The sequence below is a fragment of the Allobosea sp. genome (genome assembly GCF_017308015.1).
Lineage (GTDB): Bacteria > Pseudomonadota > Alphaproteobacteria > Rhizobiales > Beijerinckiaceae > Allobosea.
Map to the genome: position 1 here is coordinate 115,559 of NZ_JAFKFW010000014.1, position 17,033 is coordinate 132,591.

Consider the following 17,033-nt stretch of genomic DNA (forward strand, 5'->3'; position numbering starts at 1 on the left):
ACATTAAGAGAACAAACCGGGCGATCGAGTCAACAGCCTCCCGACGCAGCTTGCCCTTCCAACTGTGGCAAATAGGCAACTATCGTCTTACGCTGGCCGTTTTACAACCGATTCGAGGCCTACCATGAAGAAGCTGCTCACCGTTGCCGCTGTGTTCGCCGCGTCGGTTTCCGTCACGATGCAGGTGCGAGCGGAGACTCTACCAGAGGCGGCAAAACGAATAGCCACTATTTACGAGCGAAGCGGGCACGGCGCTAAGTGCGATGACGCGATACTCTACCCCGGCGGAAAGCTGTCGACCGCCACTTGCCGGCACCAGAATTCGACCGCGCTATCAGTCTTAGTGGTTGGTACGAAAACAACAAAAGAATCACAGCGGAAGCATCTCGAGGCGTATTGCGAGACCATCGCTCGCGAGGACAAATCCGCGGCTATCTCTGGCTGGCCGATCGAAGCCGAAAGGTTCGCGGGCTTTTGCAACTATAAGCCGCGCTGACAAGCAGGAATTACCGATCATCCGTATAGGTCGCTACGCGGGCGATGCGGCGTGCCCGCACCCATCGCACGGCGACGACGCTCGATCGGCCTGACGCCCCAAGCAAACGCGCGTGCGCCTACGGTCACGATGCAACGTGCCCTGCGATGGCCAGCGCGCCGCTTCAGATTGCGATGGTTTCAATCGAACGCGGTTGAAGTCATTGGACAATAATGGTTTTCGTTGCAGTAACCTACAAAGCGACTCATGATCCCGCATCGATTTCGAGGCGTGCCCATGACCGATTATTCGCTCAAACCCAATCCAATGCGGCAGCACGACCCCGCTCAGGACGAGAAGGTCGTCTCCGAGCGAATGCAGCGTGCGGGGTTCGTCACCCGCATGGCCGAGCTCGACCTGTTCGAGCAGGTGCTCAACAAGGAGCCCGATGCGTCCAAGGTGGCGCAGGCCATGGACGGGCTTACGCTCGACGAGCAGGTCCGGCTTATCGATGTGCGGACCGCGATCCGACAGGGTCAGCCGTTGACCGATGCCGACCGCGCATTGATCGACAAGGCAACGCATATAACGGAGCAGGTCTCGAAGAAGCTGAGCCGGCGAATGTTGCGATCCGTGAAGGACAGCAATGTGCAACTGCTGACGATCATGGCGCACTCGCCGATCTACCCGCATCAGGATCGGATGAAGGCGCTCAAGCAGCTCGACGATATGCGGGCGGGTGATCCCGCGATGACTCAGGATGAGGTCAACGATATCATCCGCATGCCGTTGGCGAAGGCATACGAGAAGCTCGCGGAGCTGACCCTGCTAGGGTCCATCACGAAGGAGCAGGCCGCGCAGACGATCCGCGCGCTGGACGCCCGCAATGAGGCTGAGATTCGCGATCTCAAGAACAAGTTCCTGCCCCAGGGTGTGCCGCCGTTGCCCGCAGGTGCTCTCGCGATGATCCAAGGCGGGCGTCATGGCGCGGCGTAGGGCCACAGAAGCCGAGATCGCGCGCCTAGGGGAAGCGATGGCCCATGCGATGGGAATCAACCCGTATCGCATGCTCACCCGCTTCTTCAGAATGGAGCCGACGCGTCTCGACATCATCAGCGCGCCCATGCCGACCGATGAGGCGCTCTGCGCGGATATCATCATTATTCCCCAAGGTCGGTTTCTCGCGGCAAGCCATATGAAGGCAGGTCCATATGCGATCGACCCAAGCAAGCCCGTGCCCCTTCCGATCCCGCCAGTTACTTACACGCAGGAGGAGGCCGCGCAGAACCTCGGCAGGACCGTGCCACCGTCAGAGCCTCCCGCGCCGATCGTAGAGTCTGTGACGCCCCCTGCCCCCACTGTGGCAACGGAACCGAAGGCCGAGGACCGGGCCGACATCGAGCGCCTATTCCACGCAATTCGGATTAGGCACGGATACAGATGAGCGTTTTCCGATACTTCTTCCAGCCGCGCCAGTCGCGGAGACCCTCCGCAATCGATTCCGAGATCGCGGAGCTTCAATCAACCGTCGTCGCCGCCCAGCGCAGGCTGGACAGTGAGCGTGTCCATCCGATGGAGAAGTACTGGCTACGGCAGAGCCTCAAGCGCGCTCTTGACCGTCACGACCAGCTTGTAGCGCGTCGAGCTAAGCTGGAACGCGAGGAGCATATTGCCAAGGCGATCAGGCCGCGTGGCCCCGATGTCGCCGGCCACCCGTATCATCCGATGACGACACGCAAAGCATCCAAGCCACTGCCGCTCGGTGTACCTGCCCCGAATCGGTTCGACTGGGGCTGACGCTAGCGCCGGCTTGCACCTCTCATGTGTTCATTGGATGGTCGCCGAGGGATAGCCCGGCTTTGCGATGAGGCGACCATGAACGAGCAGCAGTTCAAGCAGGCGTACCTCGCCATGGAGAAGGCGTTCGACTCGTTACAGGGACGCATCGCTGCCATGGAGTTCGTCTCGACCCAGTTGCTCCTAACCCTCGCGGAAGCTCAGCCAGAACCCTTCGAGTTCATGCAGCAGTTCACCAACGCCGTGCGTGAAAGCTCGCGCAACGCCAAATCCGAGGAACCTGGACACGCCAGCGGGCAGCAAGCAGTCGATGACATGCAAGATGCACTTGATGTGTATCTGGCGCAGTTGATCGCCAACGCCGGGCAGCTAAGACGCGGCTAGTACGGCTCGCGATGCTCCATGTGGCAAGTCAGCCGAATAGTGCCTCCAAGTCGATCTTATAGCCGGCACTTCTGAGTTCGCGGGCGAGTTCGGTACGCCAGCCGTTATCGTCGAGCGAAGTCCATGCGATGCCGAGGATGTCGGACGGAAGTTCGATGTCACCGCTTTTCAGCGCGCAAACATTTCCGCGTCCGAGTTTTCCGATGAAATAGCCCAACTCCAGAATGACGTTCTGCCGGGCTCGTAGCGAGGTCTGCCCGTCTTTCGGCCCGCCGACATCATCGGGAGTGAGCAACACCACCGCGAAACCAACCGCCGAGTTGGCCTCAAACTTTTCGATGATGGTTTTCCCTTCGTTGGCCTTTTCATGCAGGATGACGGGATCGAGACCGGCGCGCTGCAAGAAGCGCGCAACGGCTTCACGTGTCGCCACGTCATGACCATGGACCACAAAGACCTGTTTGGACGGCGGGCCAGCTTTCGCTAGCGGCGCCCCCAAATCGGCGACCGGACTTGCGAACTCGATCTCTTCGGTCAGGGACTTGATTGCGAGTTCAAGCAGCGCAATTCCGCGTGCTTTTCCTTCATCCAGATACCGCCGAATTTCCAAGCCTTCGTCATACAGGCCGCGGTTAGCCCAACTTCCCGCGACCGCGATCGGGCCGTTATTCAGTCTCGCAGCCCCGGCATATTGGCGAAACTCTGGTGTGTTTTCGCCGAAAATGGCCCGGAGAGTGTCTGCTATAGCCACCTCTAACGTCCGTTGAGCGGGAGAATTACGCTCCTGAATTTTATCAACGTCGAAAGCTTCAAGTTCGCTCAAGCGCCGCGACAGGCGCTGTATGCCTTGCTCCATCTCATCGACGCTGAGTTTGCGGCGTTGCGGCTCAGGAGGTGGACGGCGCGCCATGCGAAATGTCCTGAAATGCGGGAAAGAGCGACTCAATCGCCGATAGATAGCCGAAATACACCCGCAGTTGCAGTGCGCCACGCGACCTAGCGGCCAATCTTATTGTGGACCGCTTTGTAGGTCGCGCCGCCCCTCTCAGTAAAAATCAAGCGACTTCAACCGGATGCGATTGACGGGATTGCAATCGACGCAGATCATTGCGACCCAGCTATCACTATGCCTCGCTTGCGTTTCTTATTTTCCAGAGTTTTTCCGCAGATCGGCCTCTTCTTCCTCGGTCGCCTCTAATAGGCAGGTCCCATGTTTTTGGGTCATCCCCAACGTGGCAACTCGCGCGAGCCTGCCTGAAACTCGAGAGTTCAAAGGCGTCGCTCGGCGTTCACCCGCCAACAAAATGGTGATTACCTAAAGGCTCAGAATTAGCTTATCAAGGTCTTTTAAGCCAGAAACGAGGTCAGATATACGGTCGAACTCCGACTTCGGGTCAATCTGTTGTTGTATCTTCACCGTTTTATGGGCGATCTCACCACGCACCTTTCCAAAATCGTCCATGTTTGTTAGCCAAGTTGGGTCAATCTGATCTATTCTGATTCCTATCGGCAGGACCAATCTCTTAAAATTCTTCTCTCGAATGCCATGATTGTTATCGTGAATTGTATTATATTGCTTGAAGGCGTTCTGTATCGCCTCTTTGATTTCTTCTTTAACTTTCTGCCGGGAAGTATCAGGGAAAGATGGCTCCAAATCCTCTCCCTCCATATCAAACCCAACGTGGTAGTGCGCGAGCAGGCAGATCAACGAATCCGAGGTTTTCTTCTTGCTAATCCAGTTGAGCACCGCGGCTTTGGCAACCTGCATAGTCACGTCTTCAAGGAAGGACTCAATCTCAGCGTGAGCTAAGAGACGATATCCTCTAGCCCGATCAAGCTGTCGCTCTGAGTAGCTTCCTGTAGGCGAGAATGTTGCTGGAAGCATGTTGGCCCGCAATGCCGCGAGCCGACGGCGAAGCTCTCTAAACCGCATCGAGTTGGCCATGATGGCTAACCAACGCGCAGGACCGGCGACCGCAAGGCTATGCCTAGCACCGCACCGAGCTCCTCCGCCCAGATAGAAAAGCGCAAAGAAGTAGCTCCGATACTTTTGGTTGTGCGCTCGATTGACCCCAAGAAATCCGCATTGGTCTCGCACAATCGGCGGAAAGCCAATTCTACGGCCTCTTTCTGAGGAATTGCGCGCTCTCTGACATTAGGCATCGCGAAATAGTACATAATGAAATCAAAGATGGCCCGATTGAACGGGCGCTCGTAGCCATCGGACGTCCATTTGCGGCAAACATTATCGCCGAATATGTCTCGCGCACACGAGTAAGCGGCTTCAAAATCTTCTAGTTTTCCAATTATTTCATTCTGAGACTGTGGCCACCACGAATTAAGTTCTGCACAAGTGTGGTCGAGGAAGCCCTTTAAATCGCCGTTGTAGCGATCCCCAAAATATTGAAAAGCATACCACCGAATCAGGAGTTCCGCATCTCTCATGCGAAAGTCAGGTTTCTTGAGTTTCAGAAGATCACGCAACGCTTTGCTTTCGCCAGAGGCGAGATCGGCGAATTCTACGAAATCTCCGGGATGAAGTGCCTGGCGTAATTCTTGCGGTGAAAGCGGCACACTTCCCGTGTTAAGCCGAAGAAAGACCTGATATAGGAAATTATCGTTTCCCCAATTCTTGATAACGATCGTTCTGATCGGCTGATTTTCAAATGCGGCAAGATCGTCGCTTCGGGCAGCATCCGCCCTGAGATCGAAAAGTGACAGCTTTCTCAGATCATCCCTTATATTGAGACCGGTCAACTGTAGTCTTTGATAAATCTTGTCGTCAGGCTCCGCAGCAAATTGTCTAATGCTAAGAAGTCTTTGTTTTCCATCAATAACGATATACGATCCCCGCTTAGTTTTTGACTCGGCCAAAACAAGCTGCGGGATAGGAAGACCAAGTATCAGAGATTCGATAAACTGACTCTTACGTTCACGCTCCCACGCGTCTCGGCGCTGAAAACGTGGATTCAGTTGGATATTTCCTTTATTAATTTGGCTAATAATAGTTTCGGTCGTCCAATCTGTTCCACTGACAACGGCTTGAGACACGATTTTCGGATCGAAATTCTCAATATCGGACAAATTTTCCGCTTGGTCGCTTACTTCGAACAAGTCACCGTTATCCGCCATGCACTTCCTCCTATATGCGAGGCCGCGCTATGCACCCCGCCCATATGTCGTCCAGCATATCGCCAAATTGCGTGGCGCCAACAGAGCTTGAAAACGCTGTCTCGGAAGCCGGCAGCCGGCATTCACTAGCCCAATCGATGCAATGAGCAGCAGCTGAGAATGCGCTCACGCCTCCCTAGGATTTCTCGTTGACCAGTATTTTTTCCGTAGATCGGCCATTGCTTCCTCTTTTGTTCGCCCACGGCCATTTGCCGGATCAAGCCTCCTCGCGTTTTCTGTGACCGGACTAGCAAAACAAGTCCAATCGTCATCGTCGAATAGACTCGACATGAAATAAAATGTGTATTCATTCAGATCTGGAGCATCTGGATCCTGTGGGCAGAATTTTATTAAACGTTGCCCTTCAATTTTACAGCCGCACTCGAATAACTGTAATGCCGGCACATAATTTTGGATGTCTTCACTACGAACTTCGATCAACGGAGACTTACAGTATTGACATTGAAACGCGGATAATGCCTCCTTGGTGATACGCAATTGCGACTCAATCTCCTCTAAATCCTTTCCACTCATTCGCCTTCTCAAATCGGGAAGATTACTCTTCTCGAATAAATCGTATCGAACTAGACGCAGCAATTCGATGGAAATATCTTCAGCTGTCATTTCTTTTGTCACCAATGCTTTTCGCAAGGCCCACGGCGGTGACTTTTTCCGGATTTGATCAGCTGTAACATTGTGCCAGATTGGAATAAGCTGGCGGACATTATCGGCAAACTGATTGCCGACTAGACCATCCAACTCGTAGGCTGGCCACGGTTTGCGTAAGAAAAACTCGCTAAAGACGATTATTCCGCACTTAGACCGAACAAGGCCTTGATCGACCTTTTCTCTAATCGAATCACCATATTCAATTGAGTGCTCGTCGTACCAAACCCTTACCCCAAGACTGACCAGGGCATTGGCGAGCGGCCGCACAAACACGCTTTTGTCTTCGGAAGCGTGAGAAATGAACACGTCATATTCGAAATCTAATATCATGAAGGGCTACCGTCGAATCAGGCGAATACGTCCGCCCGCCTCAGCCTGACTTACCTAAAGATGCCGGGGACGCACACCTTGTAGCTCACCCCTAGCTGGCTCCGGTAGTTCGGAAACCGTCTCTGGACTCACAAAGCCCGCTTGCAATGAAGTCCGTCTGAAGTAGACGAGCTGACCCGCGCATTTTTTTTTGCGGACATGGAGCCATTGGCGCGAATCCCATGCGACGTGCATTCGATCTGACATCAGCGGTGCTCTTGCTTGCCGCAAATCCGAAAGCCGAGGGTTTCATCAAGGCTGTCCGAAAATTTCAATCAGCTGTTTCGGTGAGTACTGACCTTGCCGAAGTTAGGCGGTCGGTCGAAGAGCTTCAGGCTATGCGCGACGACGTTGGTGATAGGTCGCATCTCGCTAGGGCGCTCCTTACCCACGCAGTCGTGGTCTATTGCCGTGCAAGCCATGCCAAGGCCATCGAACGATATGATGTCGGCGTTATAGGCGCGTATTCGCCTGAGCAGAGGGAAGCTCACAAGCTTATCGTCAATCTGCGGAACAAAGTTATTGCCCATTTCGGCCCGGGTGAGAACTGGAACGACGAACGAGTGCTATACTTGGAACAAGAACACGGAGATGGCATCACAGCAGTGCACTACCGTACAAACAGTGACAGCCAAGTGTCCGACTCCCTTGAAAGCCTCTTAGACATCGCCATCCCTTACGTTAAGTCGAAAGAATCGGAGCGCGCCGCGGAGATTGATGCTGAGCTGAGCAGAACCCCTGAGCTGTTCGACGTCATCAGCCGAATGCCATTCAACGTCGAAAAGTTTTACGATGGTGTGCCGGGTGGCGCTGAGAACTTTTGGGGTCCGAAGGGCTTCACGGCGGAACGTACGGTGAAGTCGACCATTCGAAGCGATTGAATGCTCCCAGCTTACCCGGCGGCAAAGTTGGCGAAGCGGCTTGTTTTGCTCGTTGGCCTACGCTTTAGGCGGCCAGCCAATGCCGCTATCCGGCCCTTGGCTAATTGGTTGTGCGTCTACATGAAACTTGCGGGACACAGGGCGCGCGCCTAACATCATCGCAATGCCTGCCCTTGTTGGCTGTGCACAACGAATGCCCCAGCGGGCCGTTGTTGCGCAGCCGCCAACAACGATCCGACCGAACCCCGGGATCGCAGGCAATGACCATCACCCGAATGGAATTTGAGAAGCGTATTGCGACCGCCGAGTACACCGGCTCCCGCAACAGGGCTCGTCGAGTAGCCAGCCTCGTTCTGACCAGCCTGCAGGGCAGGTCGAACGAAGCCTTCCAGAAGCTCCTTCCCAAGCTACAGAACTCGCCCGATGTCCCATCGACAGCGGTTGCGAAAGCTATCCTTGTTCTCGCGCAGCAGTGGCTTGGCGACGCTGCGGTCAAGAAAGTCGCACCCCAGAGCCTGCCGGAGACAGCACCGCCCGAGCGCGAACGATACGTGGCGATGACGGCGAAGGCGCTGCTTGCCACAGGTGATCTAGCCGACGAAGCCGTAGCCCGTGAAATCGCGGAGATGGGCTACGACTATTTCATCCGGCAAGACCTTTTGGCCGTGAAGAAGCGATCCGCGCGCCACGCGCTGACCAATTCCCTTGACCGTCTGCACAAGGCGGCGGCTAACTTCGGGACGCTTTGACCATGCTTGTTAGAGGCATCGCATCAAAGCAGTCGCTCGATCTGCAAGGGCATCTCATCCTTGCGGGCGCGTTTGATGCGTCAATAGCCAAACGCGGGTTGAGCGGCATCGCCCTGTTGCTCAGCCACGATAGCAGGCGCAAGGCAGGGCACATCTTCAAGCTGTTCACACAGGATCGAGCGCTTCATATCTGCGCGATCGTGGATCCTCGGCTCCCCGGCGTCAGTGAGTACCTCGCAGGCTTCAAGAAGGGCGAGACGCTCGGGTTTAGCATCGGGGCGCGTGACGTGCAGGGGATCGAGGCAGGTCCGCACAAGCTGATCACGCAGGCAGATCTCTACGAGGTCAGCCTTACGAAGCATCCCGTCAATCCGGAGTGCCTGGTCACTTTCGTCGAGCGCGACGAACCCCTGTGGCCAATCGAGTTCCGGCAAATGTTCGCCGAGCAAGATGCGGCCGTCGCCGCCTGCCCGAATCCCAGAACTTTCATCCCGACCATCCGATACGAGGACGCCTGAACTATGAGCCCCGATCGCACCAAGCGCATGCGCGCCGATATTCTGACCTTGAGCCGAGCCGATCTGCGTGACCTAGCGAAGTCAGTCGATCTGACCCGCGACGATCTGACCGACTTCGCGGAACTGGGCGGCGACTTGCCCCTCACCGCGCAGACCGCGCTCACCGCTTGGTACGAGGTTTTTGAGACCCGCAAGCTGTTTCATCGCCCGCACGTCAACGGCCTCATCGCTTCGCTGTACGAGGCGACCGGCGTCACCGAATTTCATCGGCAAGCTTTCGTCCAAGGCGAGACGGACCTAACTGCTGAACAGCGAGACGCCATCCGCCGGCACATGATTGGCCTGCCCGATTACATCGCGCCCGCGCCTGTCACGTTCGGATCGTCGTCAGCGTCGCTGCCGCCTGAAATTGGACGCAGGGCCGATCTGCTTAGGCAGCTTCGCCAACTCCCCATCGCCGCTCTCGAGGCGCTCGTCGCCTCCGCCCAAAAGCAGCCCCCGGCCTAACGGCGGAATCTCTTCCCCCCAATTGCCAGCCAGTCAGGAGCAAGCACAATGAGAACTACCCACACTTATGAGTGCCTCGACATCAACCCGGAGAGGCGGATGAGGGAGGTGGGAATGGAAGTCTTAAGCGAGTACGCGCAGCGCATGAAGCCGGCCCCGACCGCGAGCATTGAGTCGTGCGGCGCGAGTCGCGAGTTCGAATTGGAGGTCCGCACTCGGCTCCGCGACCGAGCGATTCTCGCTTATGCTTCGGCGTGCATGTTAGTCAGCCGGAGCGAAAGACGCGGTCCTCATTCAGTCCGCAAAGGGGAACTGATCAAAGAAATCGGCACCGCAAACATCGATGCTATCGAGGCCGCCCTTGCCGTCGGATGGCTGTTCGAGGGGCGTGACGCCTATTTCTTCAACCGTCCCTCAAACATGAATTTTAGGACCAGAATCCAATAAACCACTGTGGCATCATAACAATTCGACGAAGTGGGGTGCATATGCGCCCCATTTTGAGTTTGTGGGTCTTTTTGCGGTAATTTTCCACAGACCCCATATCAAACCTCACTAAATCAACTGTTTAAGTGCCACTTTCGATTGAAGGTCTGGAAGTGATAGGCGCCGAACGGCGCGGTCGCGGCCGTCGCCAGCATGGTGGTGACGAGGATGCCGAGTGCCGCCGTCCCGAGCGGCCAGGGCAAAGCGGTCGGCGGCTCGCTGCGGTCTCTTCTCTCCCAGCGCTCGGCGAAGGCGATCAGCGCGGCGACCGCGCCGAAGGACATCTGGAAGCTCGGGCCGAGCAGCGCTTCCGGCTCGCGCAGCAGCACGATCAGCGCGGCGAGCGCGAGATTGCGCATGCAGAGCGCTGCACGATCGACCAGGATCGCGCCGAGCATGACCAGCGTCATGATCAGCGAGCGTTCGGTCGCCACATCGCTGCCCGAGAAGATGCAATAGGCGGTCGCGCCGAGCATGGCCGCGATCGCAGCGAGCTTCTTGACCGGCCAGTGCAGGGCGACCGTCTGCGACAGGGCGAGCAGCGCGCGAACCAGCCAGAAGATCGTGCCGGCGGCGAGCACCATGTGCAGGCCGGAAATCGAGACGATGTGGTAGATGCCGGCCGCCCGCAGGTCGTTGTTCGTGGCCTCCGTGATCAGGCCGCGCTTGCCGGTGACGAGCGCGGCGGCGACCGCCCCGCCCTGCTCGCTTCCGACTTCGGCGATGCGTTTGGTCAGAGCATTACGGGCCCGGTCGATCATTACGTCGATCGCGAGGCGCGTCGGCATCGGATAGGGCGCCGGCGCGAGCCCGACCTTGCCGGAGACGCTTCCGACAGCGCCGATCCCGCGGAAGAAGGCATCGCGGCCGAAATCATAGCCGCCCGCCCGCGCCGGTCCTGGCGGCGGCAGCAAGCGCGCGGTCGCGACGATATGATCGCCCGGCGCGACGGAGCCCTGCCGGATATTGACGCGGACCCGCTTTGGCCGCTGGTCCGCCGGCACATTTGCGAGATCCGTCACCAGCAAAACCAGACGTGCGCCACTGTCGCGGGCTTCGACGCTCTCGACGAAACCGGCCAGCTTGCCGATTCGTGGTCGCTCCAGCATCGGCGCCGCGATATCGGCCGTGCGCCAGACCCCGGCCGCAAATCCTGCAAAGGCGGCTGCCGCAGCAAGGCAGGCCATCGATGCGAAGCGCCGCCTGCGCAGAAGGAAGGAGGCTACGGCGCTCAATATCAGGCCGAGAAGCGGCGCCCAAAATGCCGGTTCCCGATCGGCGGCGAAATAGAGCAGGATGCCGAAGCCCATGGCGATGGGCAGCCAGAGGAACGGGCGCCGCCGTTCGGTTTCGAGAGCCCATCCCTGCTGAAGACGGAGCCAAAGCCGCCGCAACGGCGGCCGGAGGCTTGACGCAAACGAGGCCGTAGCGCCGAACCGAGCCGGCAGGATATCGGCGCGCGCCCCGCGCCGGCCCTGTGCCTGCCCCTGCCCCGGCGGCGCCGGCTGCATCGCCCGCCTCCCCTGCCGGCGCTGCGATTTGACCGCTTAACCTTTCCGGCCAAGCCATGTTACAGGGCGCGCGCCGGTTGTCATGTCATGACCTGCACCTTTCCCTGTCTTGCCCCGGACGGCCCTAAGCCGCCCGGCCGGAGTTTCCTCCCATGAGCAACGCCGTCGTCACGCGCTTTGCGCCCTCGCCCACCGGATTCCTGCATATCGGCGGAGCCCGGACCGCGCTGTTCAACTGGCTTTATGCCCGCCGGCAAGGCGGCAAGATGCTGCTGCGCATCGAGGATACCGACCGGGAACGCTCGACCGAGGCCGCCATCGCGGCGATCCTCGACGGGCTCGAGTGGCTCGGGCTCGATTGGGACGGCCAGACCGTCTACCAGTTCCAGCGCGCCGCACGGCATCGCGAGGTCGCCGAGCAGATGCTCGCCGCCGGCCGGGCCTATCATTGCTACGCGACGCAGGCCGAGCTCGAGGAGATGCGCGAGAAGGCGCGCGCCGAGGGCAAGCCGCTCCGCTATGACGGGCGCTGGCGCGATCGCGATCCGTCGACTGCGCCGGAAGGCGTGAAGCCGGTGATCCGTCTCAAGGCGCCGCAGACGGGCGAGACCGTGGTCAATGACGAGGTCCAGGGCCGCGTCGTCTGGCAGAACGAGAATCTCGACGATCTCGTGCTGCTGCGCTCCGACGGCACGCCGACCTATATGCTCGCCGTGGTGGTCGACGACCACGACATGGGCGTGACCCATATCATCCGCGGCGACGACCACCTGACCAATGCCGCCCGCCAGACCCAGATCTACGACGCGCTCGGCTGGGATGTGCCGAGCATGTCGCATATCCCGCTGATCCACGGGCCGGATGGTGCCAAGCTTTCGAAGCGCCATGGCGCGCTCGGCATCGATGCCTATCGCTCGATGGGCTACCTGCCGGCGGCCTTGCGCAACTATCTGGTGCGGCTGGGCTGGAGCCATGGCGACCAGGAGGTCTTCTCCACGCAGGAGATGATCGACGCCTTCAACCTATCCTCGATCGGCCGCTCCCCGGCCCGCTTCGACTACGCCAAGCTGGAGAACCTGAACGGGCTCTACATGCGCCAGTCGAGCGACCAGGATCTGCTCGATGCGCTCAAGGTCATCCTGCCGGAGATCGGGCCGGCGCGCGGGCTGGGCGGTACGCTCTCGCCAGAGCTGGAGGTGAAGTTCCTCGCCGCCATGCCCGGCCTCAAGGAGCGCGCCAAGACGCTGATCGAACTGCTCGACAGCGCCTTCTATCTCTATGCCCAGCGCCCGCTGCAGCTCGACGACAAGGCCAAGGGCCTGCTCGACGAGGCGGCGCGCCAGCGCCTGCCGAAGATCGCGGAAAAGCTCGCCGCCGTCGGCGACTGGACGCCGGCGCCGCTGGAGGCGGCGGTACGTGCCTATGTCGAAGAGGCTGGACTGAAGCTCGGCCAGGCCGCGCAGCCGCTGCGCGCCGCGCTGACCGGCCGGGCGATGTCGCCAGGCCTCTTCGACGTCATGGCGGTTCTCGGCCGGGACGAGACGCTGGCGCGGCTCGCCGATCAGGCAGCGTGAGGGCTCCGGCCCGGTTTTCAGCCGGGCTGGAGCAGCCTGACCACCCATCGTCCGATATGCTCGCCGCTCCCCGTAAATGGGGGCGGCACGGGCGCTCGCGCAGATATGAGCGCAACGCGGTTCAAACCGCCTTTTGGCTCGGTTGAATGCACTGCGCAAATGGTCTAGTGACGCGCAAGTGCATTGCATCGCGGCAACGCGGGCGGTCACGGATATTGCTTGTAAATCAGTCACATGGCTCGCCTTCTCCCGTCTCCTTCCAACATCTGCCCATGATATTGCGGCCTTCGGAAGAGAGATGCCCCGCGCGAAAAGGCGGAGAGGCGAAACCGGGGCTGAACAGCAGCGAGCCTTGAAAGGATCGGTATCGATGAGCGGAAATACCAGCCAGCTCCAGGTCGGCGACAAGACCGTCGACATGGCGATCAAGAAGGGGTCGGTCGGCCCCGCCGTCATCGACATCGCCAAGCTCTACGCCCAGACGGGCATGTTCACCTACGATCCCGGCTTCACCTCGACGGCGAGCTGCGAGTCGCACATCACCTATATCGATGGCGACAAGGGCGTGCTGCTCTACCGCGGCTATCCGATCGAGCAGCTCGCCGAGCATGGCGACTTCCTCGAGACCTGCTACCTGCTGCTGGAAGGCGAGCTGCCGACGGCGGCCCAGAAGGCCGATTTCGACTATCGCATCACGCGCCACACCATGGTGCACGAGCAGATGGCCCGCTTCTTCCAGGGCTTCCGCCGCGACGCGCACCCGATGGCGGTCATGGTCGCCTCGATCGGCGCTATGTCGGCCTTCTATCACGACTCGACCGACATCTCGGACCCGCATCAGCGCATGATCGCCTCGATGCGCATGATCGCGAAGGTGCCGACGCTCGCCGCGATGGCCTACAAGTACTCGATCGGCCAGCCCTTCGTGTACCCGCTGAACTCGCTCGACTACACCTCGAACTTCCTGCGCATGTGCTTCGCGGTGCCGGCCGAGGAGTACAAGGTCAATCCGGTGCTGTCGCGCGCGCTCGACCGCATCTTCATCCTGCATGCCGACCACGAGCAGAACGCCTCGACCTCGACGGTGCGGCTCGCCGGCTCGTCGGGCGCCAATCCCTTCGCCTGCATCGCGGCCGGCACGGCCTGCCTGTGGGGCCCCGCCCATGGCGGCGCCAACGAGGCCGCCCTCAAGATGCTCGAGGAGATCGGCTCGGTCGACAACATCCCGAAATATATCGCCAAGGCGAAGGACAAGAACGATCCGTTCCGCCTGATGGGCTTCGGTCACCGGGTCTACAAGAACTATGACCCACGCGCCAAGATCATGCAGAAGACCACGCATGAGGTACTGAACGAGCTCGGGATCAAGGACGATCCACTGCTCGACGTTGCGGTCGAGCTGGAGCGCATCGCGCTGTCGGACGAGTATTTCATCGAAAAGAAGCTCTATCCCAACATCGATTTCTATTCGGGCATCACCCTGAAGGCGATGGGCTTCCCCACCTCGATGTTCACGGTCCTCTTTGCCGTCGCCCGCACCGTCGGCTGGATCGCTCAGTGGAAGGAGATGATCGAGGACCCGTCCCAGAAGATCGGCCGTCCGCGCCAGCTCTATACCGGCTCGCCGCAGCGCGACTACCTGCCGATCGGCCGCCGCTGAACACAGCATCCCGGTTATCCGGAAAGGCGCGAGGCGACAGCCCCGCGCCTTTTTTCATGGTGAGTGCTTGCGGTCGCCCAGACGGTCCCAATCGGATGAAACCATCCGGGCGTTCCGGCGCTGCGTGCAGCGAAACCCGGGCCTCGACACGGCAAACCGCCGCAGCGAGGCAGGAAAGCTCGTATCCGATCGCGGGTTCCGGGCTCACCCAGCGGCGCGCGCGGGGTGGCGCCACCAGGGTTCAAATCCGTCGTGATGAGAGGCCGGAGCGCTTACTCGCCCCGCTCCGCCCGCAAGAGCGCGAGTGACGCAGCGACCGCGTTGGCTGCCGGGCTCGGGCCGGCCGAGCGCATGATGGCCTCGACCTCGGCGAAGCCGTCGAGCTGCTCCCGGCGCTTTTCGCCCTCGGCCATGGCTGCGAGCAGGCGGCTGCCCAACGCATCGGCCGTCACGTCCTCCTGGATGAACTCCGGGACGACGCTGCGACCGAGGATCAGGTTGGGCAGGATCACGCTGGGCAGCTTGATGAGGCGCCGGGCGAGGAAGGCTTCCCAATTGGCTCCGCGATAGGCCGCGACCGTCGGGACCTGCGACAGGGCGAGCTCCAGCGTCACGGTGCCGGATGCCGCCAGCGCGACGCGCGCCTCGCGGAAAGCGGCGAGCTTGGCCGGCTCGCCGCTCACGATCTCCGGCATGACCTGCCAGCGCGCTGCAGCCTCGACGATCATCGGCCGGAGCCGCTCCACTGCCGGCAGAACGAAACGCGCACCGGGCACCGCCGCCGCGACCTTCGCCACCGCCTCCCCGAAGACCGGCATCAGGTGGTGGATCTCGGAGCGCCGGCTGCCGGGAAGGACGAGCACAAGTGGCCTCGCCGCGTCATCGCGGCGGCGCTGTTCCTCCGCATCGGGACGCAGCTCGGCGAGCCGCTCCATCAGGGGATGACCGACATAGACAGTCTCGGGACCATGCAGACGGGCAAGCGCGGCAGGCTCGAAGGGCAGCAAGGCGAGAATGCGATCGACATGCGGGGCCATCCGTCGTGCACGGCCAGAGCGCCAGGCCCAGACGCTGGGACAGACCCAGTGCACGATCGGGATGGCGGGCGCCCGGGCCCTCACCTTCTTCGCGACGCGCAGACAGAAATCCGGGCTGTCGATCGTCAGCAGCAGATCGGGCTGGAACGCCGCGATGCCGCGGGCCGCATCTTCGATCCGCCGCAACAGCAGCGGCAGGCGCGCGATCACCGGGCCGAAGCCCATCACCGCGATGTCAGCCTGGGGGAAAAGCGGCCTGAGCCCGGCTTCGGGCAAGCCGTGATCGCCGACGCCGCAAAGCTCGATCGGGCGATCTCCCAACCGGTCGCGCAGAGCGGCCAGGAAGCGCAGTGCCAGTGCATCGCCCGACGCTTCGCCAGCGATGATCGCCAGACGGAACGGCCGCATTACGGAAAGCCTTCGACGAACAGGCCGAGCCGATCGGCCTGCCGCCCGAGCGCCGACCGATCGCCGACCAAGACCTCGCCGGCACGGACCCCGATGCCGGAAAGCCCAGCCTCGACGATGTTCCTCAGGGTATCCGGGCCGATGGCGGGCATGTCGACGCGCAGGTCCTGCCCGGCCTTCGGAGCCTTCACGAGGAAGCCGTCCCCCTTACCGATCTTGAGCCGCCCGCGCGAGACCAGATCGGCAACCCGCAGGATCATCGCATCCGTGCCTTCGGCCGCCTCGATCGCAACGACGCGATGATCGGCGAGGATCGCCGCCTGCCCGACATCGAAGGGAGACAGCGTCGCCAGCAGGGCGAAACCGCGTTCCAACTCCGCACGCTGTTCAGGAGCAGCCACCCGGCTGCCGAGCGCTCCGCGCGGCGCCGCCATTTCCGGGGCGATCTCCGCCGGCCCGTGGACACGAAAGCCCTGCATCTCGAAGAAGCGAACGACACCGCGCAGCAGATGATCGTCTCCGCCCTGAAAGGCCCTGGCGAAATGCGGCAGGTATTTCAGCGTCGAAACCTCGGGGCGCAGCGCACCGAAGCTCGGCCTCGGCAAAGCGCCGAGCATGACGATATCGACGATGCCGCGCCGGCGCAGCTCTTCGAGGAGGCTGCCGAGTTGACCGAGCCGATACGTCCTGATGTCGGCGCCGTCGCCGAAGGCTGCTGGATCAGCCGCCCCTTCGAGCGCCGCGATATAGGGGCGCTCGCCACCGCTCGCCAGGATGCGGGCGAGCTGGAGCGGGTAGTCACCGCTCCCCACGATCATCGCGAGCGGTCCGCGCGGG

At 60.5% G+C, this 17,033-nt stretch carries 18 protein-coding genes; 11 read left to right on the plus strand and 7 right to left on the minus strand.

The features are described from left to right. Positions 1-124 precede the first annotated feature (124 nt). From J0I42_RS13440 to J0I42_RS13460, 5 genes are all read left to right on the plus strand, one after another. Entirely contained in the window at positions 125-496 is a 372-nt protein-coding gene (locus tag J0I42_RS13440; protein ID WP_291655442.1) for a hypothetical protein, read from the plus strand. A gap of 276 nt (positions 497-772) precedes the next feature. After that, entirely contained in the window at positions 773-1,471 is a 699-nt protein-coding gene (locus J0I42_RS13445; protein WP_291655443.1) for a hypothetical protein, read from the plus strand. A gap of 37 nt (positions 1,472-1,508) precedes the next feature. Then, on the plus strand, positions 1,509-1,919 hold the full coding sequence (locus J0I42_RS13450; protein ID WP_291655444.1) for a hypothetical protein: 411 nt from the start codon (positions 1,509-1,511) through the stop codon (positions 1,917-1,919). After that, positions 1,916-2,272, plus strand: a complete 357-nt coding sequence (locus J0I42_RS13455) for a DUF1643 domain-containing protein (protein ID WP_291655445.1) — start codon at positions 1,916-1,918, stop codon at positions 2,270-2,272. Before J0I42_RS13450 ends, J0I42_RS13455 begins: the two co-directional genes overlap by 4 nt. A 78-nt stretch (positions 2,273-2,350) precedes the next feature. Further along, positions 2,351-2,656, plus strand: coding sequence for a hypothetical protein (locus tag J0I42_RS13460; RefSeq protein ID WP_291655447.1), 306 nt, complete (start codon positions 2,351-2,353; stop codon positions 2,654-2,656). A gap of 28 nt (positions 2,657-2,684) precedes the next feature. On the opposite strand, the gene J0I42_RS13465 is transcribed toward J0I42_RS13460, so the two are convergent. From J0I42_RS13465 to J0I42_RS13480, 4 genes are all read right to left on the minus strand, one after another. Beyond that, entirely contained in the window at positions 2,685-3,566 is an 882-nt protein-coding gene (locus J0I42_RS13465; protein WP_291655449.1) for a TIR domain-containing protein, read from the minus strand. A gap of 405 nt (positions 3,567-3,971) precedes the next feature. Beyond that, positions 3,972-4,601, minus strand: a complete 630-nt coding sequence (locus J0I42_RS13470; RefSeq protein WP_291655450.1) for a HEPN domain-containing protein — start codon at positions 4,599-4,601, stop codon at positions 3,972-3,974. A gap of 5 nt (positions 4,602-4,606) precedes the next feature. Beyond that, a complete protein-coding gene (locus J0I42_RS13475) occupies positions 4,607-5,788 on the minus strand; it encodes a DUF262 domain-containing protein (RefSeq protein WP_291655451.1) in 1,182 nt (393 codons plus the stop codon). Positions 5,789-5,953: 165 nt separating this feature from the next. After that, the gene (locus J0I42_RS13480; protein ID WP_291655452.1) at positions 5,954-6,826 is read right to left on the minus strand and encodes a toll/interleukin-1 receptor domain-containing protein; all 873 of its coding nucleotides are present in this window, start codon (positions 6,824-6,826) and stop codon (positions 5,954-5,956) included. Positions 6,827-7,047: 221 nt separating this feature from the next. On the opposite strand from J0I42_RS13480, the gene J0I42_RS13485 reads away from it, so the two are divergent. The 4 genes from J0I42_RS13485 to J0I42_RS13500 all read left to right on the plus strand — a co-directional run bounded on the left by J0I42_RS13485 (position 7,048) and on the right by J0I42_RS13500 (position 9,520). Continuing rightward, positions 7,048-7,746 (plus strand): hypothetical protein, encoded by a 699-nt coding sequence (locus J0I42_RS13485; protein WP_291655453.1) that lies wholly within the window; start codon positions 7,048-7,050, stop codon positions 7,744-7,746. Between the two features lie 260 nt (positions 7,747-8,006). Continuing rightward, a complete protein-coding gene (locus tag J0I42_RS13490) occupies positions 8,007-8,495 on the plus strand; it encodes a hypothetical protein (protein WP_291655454.1) in 489 nt (162 codons plus the stop codon). 2 nt (positions 8,496-8,497) lie between these two features. Beyond that, complete coding sequence (locus tag J0I42_RS13495) at positions 8,498-9,013, plus strand: HK97 family phage prohead protease (protein WP_291655455.1); 516 nt, start codon at positions 8,498-8,500, stop codon at positions 9,011-9,013. Positions 9,014-9,016: 3 nt separating this feature from the next. Continuing rightward, positions 9,017-9,520, plus strand: coding sequence for a hypothetical protein (locus J0I42_RS13500; protein ID WP_291655456.1), 504 nt, complete (start codon positions 9,017-9,019; stop codon positions 9,518-9,520). Positions 9,521-10,080: 560 nt separating this feature from the next. Here J0I42_RS13500 and J0I42_RS13505 read toward each other — a convergent pair. Continuing rightward, entirely contained in the window at positions 10,081-11,517 is a 1,437-nt protein-coding gene (locus J0I42_RS13505; RefSeq protein ID WP_366509832.1) for a ComEC/Rec2 family competence protein, read from the minus strand. 152 nt (positions 11,518-11,669) lie between these two features. Between J0I42_RS13505 and gltX the strand changes: the two genes are divergently transcribed. Beyond that, positions 11,670-13,091, plus strand: coding sequence for a glutamate--tRNA ligase (gene gltX / locus J0I42_RS13510; protein WP_291655457.1), 1,422 nt, complete (start codon positions 11,670-11,672; stop codon positions 13,089-13,091). Positions 13,092-13,461: 370 nt separating this feature from the next. Beyond that, the gene (gene gltA, locus J0I42_RS13515) at positions 13,462-14,751 is read left to right on the plus strand and encodes a citrate synthase (protein ID WP_291655458.1); all 1,290 of its coding nucleotides are present in this window, start codon (positions 13,462-13,464) and stop codon (positions 14,749-14,751) included. A 272-nt stretch (positions 14,752-15,023) separates the two neighbouring features. On the opposite strand, the gene lpxB is transcribed toward gltA, so the two are convergent. Both lpxB and J0I42_RS13525 read right to left on the minus strand, forming a co-directional pair. Further along, positions 15,024-16,196 carry a lipid-A-disaccharide synthase gene (lpxB, locus tag J0I42_RS13520; protein ID WP_291655459.1) on the minus strand — a complete coding sequence of 391 codons (1,173 nt, stop codon included), beginning with the start codon at positions 16,194-16,196 and terminating at the stop codon, positions 15,024-15,026. Then, entirely contained in the window at positions 16,196-17,014 is an 819-nt protein-coding gene (locus J0I42_RS13525; RefSeq protein ID WP_291655461.1) for an LpxI family protein, read from the minus strand. Before J0I42_RS13525 ends, lpxB begins: the two co-directional genes overlap by 1 nt. Positions 17,015-17,033 lie beyond the last annotated feature (19 nt).

Bases quoted from the DNA above. Each gene is read 5' to 3' on its own strand.
- lpxB (WP_291655459.1), bottom strand. From the start codon at position 16,196: ATGCGGCCGTTCCGTCTGGCGATCATCGCTGGCGAAGCGTCGGGCGAT.
- J0I42_RS13505 (WP_366509832.1), bottom strand. From the start codon at position 11,517: ATGCAGCCGGCGCCGCCGGGGCAGGGGCAGGCACAGGGCCGGCGCGGG.
- J0I42_RS13460 (WP_291655447.1), top strand. From the start codon at position 2,351: ATGAACGAGCAGCAGTTCAAGCAGGCGTACCTCGCCATGGAGAAGGCG.
- gltX (WP_291655457.1), top strand. From the start codon at position 11,670: ATGAGCAACGCCGTCGTCACGCGCTTTGCGCCCTCGCCCACCGGATTC.
- J0I42_RS13470 (WP_291655450.1), bottom strand. From the start codon at position 4,601: ATGGCCAACTCGATGCGGTTTAGAGAGCTTCGCCGTCGGCTCGCGGCA.
- J0I42_RS13455 (WP_291655445.1), top strand. From the start codon at position 1,916: ATGAGCGTTTTCCGATACTTCTTCCAGCCGCGCCAGTCGCGGAGACCC.
- J0I42_RS13445 (WP_291655443.1), top strand. From the start codon at position 773: ATGACCGATTATTCGCTCAAACCCAATCCAATGCGGCAGCACGACCCC.
- J0I42_RS13490 (WP_291655454.1), top strand. From the start codon at position 8,007: ATGACCATCACCCGAATGGAATTTGAGAAGCGTATTGCGACCGCCGAG.
- J0I42_RS13465 (WP_291655449.1), bottom strand. From the start codon at position 3,566: ATGGCGCGCCGTCCACCTCCTGAGCCGCAACGCCGCAAACTCAGCGTC.
- J0I42_RS13495 (WP_291655455.1), top strand. From the start codon at position 8,498: ATGCTTGTTAGAGGCATCGCATCAAAGCAGTCGCTCGATCTGCAAGGG.
- J0I42_RS13485 (WP_291655453.1), top strand. From the start codon at position 7,048: ATGCGACGTGCATTCGATCTGACATCAGCGGTGCTCTTGCTTGCCGCA.
- J0I42_RS13440 (WP_291655442.1), top strand. From the start codon at position 125: ATGAAGAAGCTGCTCACCGTTGCCGCTGTGTTCGCCGCGTCGGTTTCC.
- J0I42_RS13475 (WP_291655451.1), bottom strand. From the start codon at position 5,788: ATGGCGGATAACGGTGACTTGTTCGAAGTAAGCGACCAAGCGGAAAAT.
- J0I42_RS13480 (WP_291655452.1), bottom strand. From the start codon at position 6,826: ATGATATTAGATTTCGAATATGACGTGTTCATTTCTCACGCTTCCGAA.
- J0I42_RS13525 (WP_291655461.1), bottom strand. From the start codon at position 17,014: ATGATCGTGGGGAGCGGTGACTACCCGCTCCAGCTCGCCCGCATCCTG.
- gltA (WP_291655458.1), top strand. From the start codon at position 13,462: ATGAGCGGAAATACCAGCCAGCTCCAGGTCGGCGACAAGACCGTCGAC.
- J0I42_RS13450 (WP_291655444.1), top strand. From the start codon at position 1,509: ATGGCCCATGCGATGGGAATCAACCCGTATCGCATGCTCACCCGCTTC.
- J0I42_RS13500 (WP_291655456.1), top strand. From the start codon at position 9,017: ATGAGCCCCGATCGCACCAAGCGCATGCGCGCCGATATTCTGACCTTG.